Consider the following 8,373-nt stretch of genomic DNA (forward strand, 5'->3'; position numbering starts at 1 on the left):
TATCTAGAAATATCTTGAGACGTCCAAGTATTTTCTTTATTACTGGACTCTTATTAGAGAGTAAAACTAAGCCTGAGATAGGGCTTAAATATTAATATACGAGGGGAATAAGGAATGTATAAGCCCCTACTTTACTCGCTTCACCAGCTCCAACGAGTGTGAAGTATGCAAGCCACCCCATTGCAATAACAAAGAATGAAATAAAGAGTAGTACACTAACAAATGGCATACTCCAAGCAATACTAGACCAACTTTCAAATTCTGAGCCAAATCCGATTAAACAAAGACCACCGATAAGAAGCTGAATTGTTACCATCCAAATGGCATTCACACGGTGACCAGTCTTCTTAATGAATACTGTGCCAAGTGCCCAGCCAATAGCGCATCCTAACGCGAGAAGGATTCCAATAACAGAAATATGTCCTGTTAAACTGCTTGAGCTAATAACACCTACACCAATAAATCCGAGAACAAGCCCGAAAATTTTCAAGCCGTACATTGATTCTTCAAGCCATATCCACGAGAAAATACCGAGTAAAACTGGTTGTAGAAATACAATGGCGGAAAATAACCCAGCAGGCATATATTGAAGACCAACAGTTTGTAACCCGTAAAATATAATGATGTTAAGTAAAGAAGAAATAACGTATAAATGCCACGTTTCTTTTAAATGTAATTCTTTATATTTGGGTAGAGCGAAAAGGAGTAAAATGAATCCTCCAATTAAAGTTCGAACGCCTGCAAATAAAACGGGTGGTGTATAATGCAGGGCAAACTTAGATAAAGGCCAATTGATTCCCCACATGAAAACGAGAAAGGTAAGGATTATGGCCGTCTTAGTTCGAGAAAGCTGTGTCACGGTAAGACCTCCTTGTTGTTATTCATTTCACTATGATATGATATCGAATGTAATAAATAAAATGAATCTTTTTTATAAGGAGTATAAGTGATTAGTTATGACTATTACACAACTGCAAGTATTAATAAAAACTATTGAGTTAGGTAGTTTTACGAAGGCTGCCAGGGTGTTAAATATGACGCAGCCAGCTGTAAGTCATGCCATTTCAAGTATTGAGTCAGAGTTAGGAGTTACGATTCTTATACGTGATAAACGACAAGGATTACTCGTTACGGATGTAGGAAACAGAATTCTTGTACATATTAGAGAGATTTTGAACGGTGTAGAGAAGATTGAACAAGAAGTTGCGATGGAGAAAGGACACGAAGTGGGGACGATTCGAATTGGGAGTTTTCCGAGTGCTTCTGCACATTTCTTACCGAAAATGATAAACCATTTTAAGGAGAAGTATCCGAGCTTAGAGGTCGTTCTTTGTGAAGGAACAATTAAAGAAGTTGAAGATTGGTTAATATCGAGGGTTGTTGATATAGGAATTGTTATTTTGCCTAATAAAGAGATGGAGATTGTCCCGTTAACGAAGGGAAAAATGGTTGCTATCTTAAGAGAGGATCATCCTCTTTGTAAGAAGGACTCTATTACAATTCGTGATTTGGAGAATGAACCGATCATATTATGTAAGGGCGGATACGAACCACCCATCATTGATATGTTTAAACAAGCCAACGTACCACTTCGGGCTGAGTATGTAATTTCTACCGTTACTACAGCTTTAAATATGATTCAAGAAGGATTAGGCATTGCAATATTAGCTGAATTATCTTTAACGAATTTACCACAGAATGTGCAAACGAGAGAATTGGAACCGCAAGTATGGAGAGAAATTGCTTTAGCTGTTCCTTCATTAAAGGATTCTTCAATCGCTGTACAGCTATTTATTGAAGAATTTCAAGCGCTATTTGCAGAATAAAAAGGGGTGTCTCATATATCATAATGGGGCACTTTTTAATTTGCTTATAAAAAATCTATGAAAAGGATTGACTTATTTTTTAGTTGTAACTATAATGATTACATCGAGGTGGTGATTACGATGAAAATTAGTAGCCGCTTTTCCATAGCTGTTCATATTTTATCTATTTTGAAAAACAATCCATCTTCACTTTGTACTTCAGACTATATGGCTGAGAGTGTCAATACAAATCCAGTAGTCATTCGTAAAATCATGTCGTACTTGAAACAAGCTGGCTTTGTTTACGTAAATCGTGGACCGGGTGGCGCGGGATTACTAAAGGATTTACATGAAATCACATTGTTAGATGTGTATCATGCAGTGAACGTAGTCGAAGAAGACAAGCTATTTCATATTCATGAGCAACCGAATCCAGATTGTCCAATTGGGGCGAATATTCAAGCGGTGTTAGAAATTATTTTAATTCAAGCACAATCCGCGATGGAAGAAGTTTTGAGAAATATTACGATGGGGCAGTTGTTTGAAACTTTGCAAGAAAAAATGAATGCTTAAATAATATTTATATTTTTTTATCATTAATGTAACTTATTTGATTACAACGATAAGGTAAGGTGTAAAAGTTATGACTGTAAAAATGAAAGTATACTCAGATTTTATATGTCCGTTTTGTTTTTTAGCAAAAGGTCCATTAGATGAGGTAGCGAAGAGAAAGATGTAGAGATTGAATGGATGCCATTTGAATTACGTCCAAGTCCATATTCAAAAATAGATCCATGGAATGAACCAGAAAAATTAGGTTCATGGGATGCTTTCATTCTTCCGACAGCGAAGAAGTTAGGAATTGATATGCGCTTGCCACGTGTTTCACCACATCCATATACACATTTAGCTTTCGAAGGATGTCAATTTGCGAAAGAACGTGGACTAGGTAATGAGTATCATCACCGCGTATTCACAGCATTTTTCCAAGAAGAGCAAAACATTGAAGATATTGATGTGTTAACAAAATTAGCGGTAGAAATAGGACTTCCTGAGGCGGAATTTAAAGATGCTTTAGTAACTCGTAAATATAAAGAAAAGCATCAAGAAGCAATTCAACACGCATATGATGAAGCGAATATTATGGCTGTTCCAACTGTCATGATTGGAGATGAAGTCATTCAAGGGCTTGCTAGTAAAGAAACACTAGAAAGGGTCATTGATAAAGAAATTGAAAAGGATAAAACAAATTCATTTGAAGGTATGCAATGTAATACCGATGGATATTGCTAATTCGCTTGTTATGAAATAACAAAATAAATTATAAAACAAACATTTGGAGGAATTAAAATGTCAGCAACTACAACAAACTTAAAAGAAGCAATCGTGAACCGCCGTTCAATTCGTAAAGTAACAAAAAATGATGCAATTACAAAAGAAAGAATTGAAGAAGTGTTAAAAACAGCTTTACACGCACCAACATCTTTCAATATGCAAAGTGGTCGTATGGTTGTATTAATGGATGGAGAGCATGAAAAGTTTTGGGATATCGTTAAAGAAACACTAAGAGCACGCGTACCAGCAGAAAACTTTGAAGCGACTGTAGAAAGACTAAAAGGCTTCCATGCAGGTGTAGGAACAGTTCTATTCTTTGAAGATCAAGCAACTGTAGAAAAAATGCAAGAAAATGCTCCATTATACAAAGATCAGTTCCCATTCTGGTCTCATCAAGGAAATGCGATGTTACAACATACTGTGTGGATGCTATTATCTGCTGAAGGAATTGGGGCGTCATTACAACATTACAACCCAATCGTAGATGCTGAAGTGAAAGAAACTTGGAACATTCCGGCAGAGTGGAGCTTAGTAGGTCAAATGCCATTTGGTGAACCAAACGAACAACCAGCAGAAAGAACGTTCTTGCCTACTGAAGATGTAGTGAAATTTTATTAAGAAATACAATATGTAACGAGAAGGAAGCTGTGCTAAAAAACAGCTTCCTTTTTTGTAGTGGTGTTAATTTATGCGCATTTAGGGAAGAAATATAAGAAATAATACGGTGAGAAGGGAATTAGAAAAATGAATGATGAGAAAAAATATACAGTGGTAGGTACTGATGTTGAGGAAGTAAAGCGTTTAAATAAAAATTCAGGATTAACGTATAATCAAGTGAAAGAAATGTTAGCAAAGCAAATGCAAAAAAAGAAGTAATTAGATTGAAATCTTTCATTTTTTCATTTAGCATTTTGATTGGAGAGAGTTAAGTAAAAGGTAACTCTCTTTTTTGTATAGCTAAGCATCTTATAGAGTGGAGGAAGCAACATGAAGAAATGGGTAAAGGTAACGCTGTCTATCACTGGAGGCATTGTCTTATTAGCGTGTGCCGGCGGATATTACGTGTATAAAAATTATTTTCCAAAGGAACCTGAGCGTATTGTATATGATAAAGAAAGAGTGCTACAACCGATACATAATCAGCTTAAAGGAATCAATATAGAAAATGTAAAGATAAAAGAAAAAGAAGTCGTAAATGCGACTATAGATGAGCTTCAAAAAATGATTGATGATGGAAAGTTGTCATATGAAGAATTAACGAGTATTTATCTCTTTAGAATACAAGAACATGATCAAAATGGAATAACATTAAATTCTGTTACAGAGATAAATCCTAATGCGATGGAAGAAGCAAGAAAGTTAGATCAAGAGCGGGGGAGAAACAAAAAGTCGAATTTATATGGTATTCCTGTCGTTGTAAAAGATAATGTACAGACGGAAAAAGTGATGCCGACTAGTGCAGGAACTTATGTATTAAAAGATTGGATTGCAGATCAAGACGCAACAATTGTGAAGCAGTTGAAAGAAGAAGGAGCATTTGTTTTAGGAAAAGCGAATATGTCTGAGTGGGCGAACTATTTATCTTTTACAATGCCAATGCCATGTATAATTAGGGGATAAAAATAAAAACGAGAAGACATGTGCCTCCTCGTTTTCCAATGTTGTAATGGGAAACTTTACCGTTGAATATGGAAAAGTTTTCTACTACAATCGATTCATAACAACTCTTTTTTCTCATTTAGAAATTGTGTGTAGAAAAGGAGTTGTTTACAGAATTGTTCTCGTTGAGATTCATTCAGGCCTGCGAAAACCGTTTGAATCTCCTCGAGAATGATTTTTAATCGTTCTTCAGATTCTGGGATGTTTCGTCCCAAAAGCGCATCAATAGATACATTGAAGAAGGATGTGATTCGATCTAACGAATCTAAGTCGGGTTCATTAAAGTGGTTTTCTAAGTTACTAATCTGACTCCGACTTAATTGGATCTTATTACCAAGCTCTGCTTGTGTTAGCGTGTGACTGTTTCTAAATTTTTTTAAATTTTCTCCAAAAGTGTTCATGCCTTTAGTATAAATAAAGGCATGTTTTTTAACTATAGTTGACAGATAGTTTGTATTTAAAATGATTAATGACAGTATTTATACCAAAAAACAGAAAAATAACTAGAACATTAGTTCTGTTGGTGGTAAAATATTCTTGTGGGAATTCTGAAAGATTTAGAAAAAACTTTCTCAATATGGTTTGAGAAAAGAGTGAAACGAATGTTCTAAATTTTATGATAAGATAAAAATAATAAAATAAAAGAGCAAAAAGACCCACGGCGTTACAGTAGTGTCGCCGCACTACTGTAACGTTTTACCCTAGTGTACGTAGGGAAAACTTTCCATGAGTCAACTTCAAGTATATCATACTTCTTAGCCCATGTTAGCATGGTGGTACGTTTTCCTATTGAGAAAAACAGAGGGGGTGTCTTAAGTTCAAGGGAGGGACCGTCGTGCAGAATTGTACAAACTTAAGTAACATTGTGGTAGAAAAAGATATAACGCCTACTAAACTCTCTAAAATCACAAGTTTATCACAATCAAATTTGTGGAAAACAATGAATGGTCAGGTGCCTATGAATTTTTCGAAACTGATGAAAATTTTGGTGAGTACGGAAAACGAGAATGAAAAAATAAAAACAGTTCAAGAGTTTTTGGAATCTACGAAAAAAGAATCGGACATTAGGACAGCCATGTACTACGTGTATTTAGCGGGCTATACAGATATATTAAAAGAATTGCTCGAAAGAAAGTGTAAACATACGGTAACAAAGAACTATAAAGATATTTTAAAAGTTGGTTTGGAACGTCAATCTGGAAATCTACGCTCAAAAGAATTTTTTAAGAGCCTAGACAATCTTCGAGCAAAAGTGAATTTAAATAAGGTTAATGTAAATGTTTTAGTAAACTTATTAAGTGTCTATGGGTATTTTGACATGGGGGCTTACAACGTATTTACTACGATGCATGATATGATTAAAGATAAAATATGTGAAATGCCGCAAGGATTAGAAAAAACGTTAATTGATGCCGAATTAAAAGCAATATGTGCATATGCGTATTTAATGCAGGATGAAGTAGAAACTGCAAGATGTTTGCTGTTTGAGGTACTGGGGGTACAAGAAGCCCCACGTTTGTTAAAAGCTACAGCATATAGTGTGTTAGGGGAAAGCTACGTTTTCGAAGATGCGGAGAAATCTATTCAATATTTTGAAAAGTCACTACAGGAATTGGATAAAATAACAAACAGTAAGTCGCTATTGAAGCGGAAATTAGTTGAAAATACATTTTCGTTTTGTTGTATAATTCATAATTTTCCTGTAAAATTGGAATATATTCATGATAAAGCTGAGCAAGCGCTACGGAAAATTTCTTTAAATGAGTATGAGGAAGCGGCTAAAATGTTGTACAAAATTGAGAATCGTACAGCTTTTCAGGATCTATACTTAGCTATTGCTATAGAAAATCCTGAGCTACGTCAGAAAGCGTATCATCGATTTTTGAAAGAAGGTAATTTATTTTACATAAAAATTTTTGATATTTTAAAATAAGGGGATAGTTAAAATGAAAAAATTTCTAGCTGGTTTAGTTATTGTTTGTGCTCTTGCGCTGACGTTATCACCGGTATCAAGTGAACTTAGCAAGGCAAAAGTTAAAGAACCTGTACAAATGAGGATGGATCCGGGGACGATCGGCTAACTGTTAAAAGAGAAATGCCACTACACTTTCGAGTGTAGTGGCATTTCGTACGTTATAGAGGTTATTCATTTTCTTTATTTTAACATTTTTGAATAATTAATTGGATGAAGGGGGAAACAATAGTGAAAAAAGAGACTGCAAAACAAGAAACAAAACGTTTAATTGGGGAATTATTCAGTGCTGAAAATGTAAGTTGTGATATGAATTATCTGATGGAGGAACTTTATAATCAAGAACAGATTACACAGGAACAGTACAATCAAATTACAACTATATTGCAACAAAAAAAGGAATAGCATCTGGCTAATCCTTTTTTACTTATTGCTGCTTTCTTTGTAGGAGTTGTCTTAATAAAATATTAGCGATTTCAGCTTGCTCATCAGTAATTTCTACCCCATCAGAATGAAGTCTGCCTTGATCTAAAAAGTCTTTTACATTAAAATTAAGACTATTTGGATTGTCTGTTCTCCCTAAGATAAAGTCTGCAGTAGTATCGAACACATCTGCTAACTGTACAAGAACCTCAGCGTTTGGTTTTCTTTTATTTGTCTCATATCCACTATACGTAGAATCGTTTTTACCGATACGATCTGCGACTTCCTGCATCGTCCATCCACGTCTATTTCTTAAGAATTTTAATTGAGTTCCTATATTCATACTTTTTACCCCCGTTAAATTCTTTTTTATATTTTTTCTTAATTTTATTTTTATAAATTTCGTAAAATATATAAAACGTTTTTTGTTTTATGTGTTTTGATACTTATAAGATACCACTTTATTGCACAATTACACAATGGTAAATACGTGCATATTGCAAGTAAAAGAGGATGGAGGTTTATAAAAAAGTTGAAATACCACTTTACTTACTTGCAAAACGCCAGTATAATAAAAAACATCAAAAGTTGTCTGGAGGTGGACATGTGAAAAGGACTTGGCTAGCAGATTTACGTGGTAAAAAACGTATGTCACAGGTGGCTCTAGCAGATAAGGTTGGTGTGACTCCTGGACATATTGCAGATTTAGAGACTGGTAGACGCGACCCAGGAGGAAAACTAGCCTTTCAAATCGCGATAGTACTTGGGTTCCCTATGGAACATTTTTATTTACCTATATACTTGCAAAACGCCAGTAAAAAAGAGGTTAGACAATCATTTGAGATGGGGTTTCCTTCCAAAGAAAAATTTTTAGAACACTATCCTCAATACGTAGATAAAACTGTAGGGGGCTGAGAAGTGTGGTGAAAAAGTTAAACTTACGTCTTGGTAACGAGTACTACGGTACAGAGAAAAAGGAAGTTCTATTTCAAGAAGTATACGAAAAATATTTAGGTGTTAAAGTAACGGTCACAAGAAAGAAAAAAACAGAAGTAAAGGCAAGTTAAAAAATTGAAAGACCAACTATGAAAAGTCAAGGGGACATTTTCAAAAAATATTGCTAGAGGATTTTGAAAATAAATCCACTGGATTCGATAGGAAGTGGCTAAACGTCTTCAT

The 8,373-nt window shown here is 34.8% G+C and carries 11 protein-coding genes and 3 pseudogenes; 11 read left to right on the forward strand and 3 right to left on the reverse strand.

All coding sequences use genetic code 11. The features are described from left to right. Positions 1 to 97: 97 nt before the first annotated feature. Positions 98 to 859: pseudogene (locus tag MR168_RS31155) on the reverse strand (DMT family transporter); the annotation flags it as partial. 97 nt (positions 860 to 956) lie between these two features. Here MR168_RS31155 and MR168_RS31160 point away from each other — a divergent pair. The 6 genes and pseudogenes from MR168_RS31160 to MR168_RS31180 form a co-directional block, all read left to right on the forward strand. Next, positions 957 to 1,826 (forward strand): LysR family transcriptional regulator, encoded by an 870-nt coding sequence (locus MR168_RS31160; RefSeq protein WP_000156743.1) that lies wholly within the window; start codon positions 957 to 959, stop codon positions 1,824 to 1,826. Between the two features lie 120 nt (positions 1,827 to 1,946). Continuing rightward, entirely contained in the window at positions 1,947 to 2,378 is a 432-nt protein-coding gene (locus tag MR168_RS31165; protein ID WP_000704073.1) for an Rrf2 family transcriptional regulator, read from the forward strand. A 70-nt stretch (positions 2,379 to 2,448) separates the two neighbouring features. Next, positions 2,449 to 3,098: pseudogene (locus MR168_RS31170) on the forward strand (DsbA family oxidoreductase). A 57-nt stretch (positions 3,099 to 3,155) separates the two neighbouring features. Next, positions 3,156 to 3,758, forward strand: a complete 603-nt coding sequence (locus tag MR168_RS31175) for a nitroreductase family protein (protein WP_001277021.1) — start codon at positions 3,156 to 3,158, stop codon at positions 3,756 to 3,758. A gap of 126 nt (positions 3,759 to 3,884) precedes the next feature. Further along, positions 3,885 to 4,016 (forward strand): hypothetical protein, encoded by a 132-nt coding sequence (locus MR168_RS33525; protein WP_000997344.1) that lies wholly within the window; start codon positions 3,885 to 3,887, stop codon positions 4,014 to 4,016. A 111-nt stretch (positions 4,017 to 4,127) separates the two neighbouring features. Beyond that, positions 4,128 to 4,736, forward strand: a pseudogene (locus tag MR168_RS31180) (amidase family protein); the annotation flags it as partial. A 119-nt stretch (positions 4,737 to 4,855) separates the two neighbouring features. On the opposite strand, the gene MR168_RS31185 reads toward MR168_RS31180, so the two are convergent. Beyond that, on the reverse strand, positions 4,856 to 5,200 hold the full coding sequence (locus tag MR168_RS31185; RefSeq protein ID WP_242291723.1) for a helix-turn-helix domain-containing protein: 345 nt from the start codon (positions 5,198 to 5,200) through the stop codon (positions 4,856 to 4,858). Positions 5,201 to 5,634: 434 nt separating this feature from the next. On the opposite strand from MR168_RS31185, the gene MR168_RS31190 reads away from it, so the two are divergent. From MR168_RS31190 to MR168_RS31195, 3 genes are all read left to right on the forward strand, one after another. Further along, a complete protein-coding gene (locus MR168_RS31190; RefSeq protein ID WP_348980682.1) occupies positions 5,635 to 6,732 on the forward strand; it encodes an AimR family lysis-lysogeny pheromone receptor in 1,098 nt (365 codons plus the stop codon). Positions 6,733 to 6,745: 13 nt separating this feature from the next. Further along, positions 6,746 to 6,880 (forward strand): hypothetical protein, encoded by a 135-nt coding sequence (locus tag MR168_RS33530; protein WP_000713858.1) that lies wholly within the window; start codon positions 6,746 to 6,748, stop codon positions 6,878 to 6,880. Positions 6,881 to 7,002: 122 nt separating this feature from the next. After that, complete coding sequence (locus tag MR168_RS31195; RefSeq protein WP_000712294.1) at positions 7,003 to 7,176, forward strand: hypothetical protein; 174 nt, start codon at positions 7,003 to 7,005, stop codon at positions 7,174 to 7,176. A gap of 22 nt (positions 7,177 to 7,198) precedes the next feature. Here MR168_RS31195 and MR168_RS31200 read toward each other — a convergent pair whose 3' ends face one another. Continuing rightward, positions 7,199 to 7,537 carry a helix-turn-helix domain-containing protein gene (locus MR168_RS31200; RefSeq protein ID WP_001020747.1) on the reverse strand — a complete coding sequence of 113 codons (339 nt, stop codon included), beginning with the start codon at positions 7,535 to 7,537 and terminating at the stop codon, positions 7,199 to 7,201. Positions 7,538 to 7,707: 170 nt separating this feature from the next. Between MR168_RS31200 and MR168_RS31205 the strand changes: the two genes are divergently transcribed. Beyond that, positions 7,708 to 8,109 (forward strand): helix-turn-helix transcriptional regulator, encoded by a 402-nt coding sequence (locus MR168_RS31205; protein ID WP_000454589.1) that lies wholly within the window; start codon positions 7,708 to 7,710, stop codon positions 8,107 to 8,109. Positions 8,110 to 8,114: 5 nt separating this feature from the next. Further along, positions 8,115 to 8,261, forward strand: coding sequence for a hypothetical protein (locus MR168_RS31210; RefSeq protein WP_000239434.1), 147 nt, complete (start codon positions 8,115 to 8,117; stop codon positions 8,259 to 8,261). Positions 8,262 to 8,373: the final 112 nt, after the last annotated feature.

The organism is Bacillus cereus group sp. BfR-BA-01356, assembly GCF_022663635.1.
GTDB classification, from domain to species: domain Bacteria; phylum Bacillota; class Bacilli; order Bacillales; family Bacillaceae_G; genus Bacillus_A; species Bacillus_A cereus.